The organism is Streptomyces sp. SID3343 (assembly GCF_009865215.1).
Classification (GTDB): domain Bacteria; phylum Actinomycetota; class Actinomycetes; order Streptomycetales; family Streptomycetaceae; genus Embleya.
Genome location: NZ_WWJX01000713.1, coordinates 1 through 428, shown reverse-complemented (window position 1 = coordinate 428; position 428 = coordinate 1). Strand labels below are relative to the sequence as shown.

The 428-nt window shown below is 65.2% G+C and carries 1 protein-coding gene; it reads left to right on the top strand.

Annotated elements, in window-relative coordinates:
- On the top strand, positions 1-428 hold a 428-nt coding region (locus tag GT354_RS21625; protein WP_161358003.1), incomplete at both ends, for a condensation domain-containing protein.

Here is a 428-nt window from a genome sequence, read left to right as displayed (position 1 = left end):
TGCATCACATCGCGGGTGACGGTTGGTCGTTGGGTCCGTTGGCGTCGGATCTGACGGGGGCCTATTCGGCGCGGGTGCAGGGTGTGGCGCCGGATTGGGCGGCGTTGCCGGTGCAGTACGCCGACTACACGTTGTGGCAGAACGAGCTGTTGGGGGATCAGGACGATCCGGACAGCCTCTTCGCGACACAGATCCGTTATTGGACCAAGGCGTTGTCGGGTCTACCGGATCGGTTGGTGCTGCCGACGGATCGTCCTCGTCCCGCGGTGATGACCTACCGGGGGGACTATCTGACGGTCGACATCGACGCGGGGTTGCATCAGCGTCTGGTCGATGTGGCGAGGGGCACCGGTGCGAGTCTGTTCATGGTTTTGCAGGCGGGTCTCGCCGCTCTCCTGACCCGGTTGGGCGCGGGGGAGGACATCCCG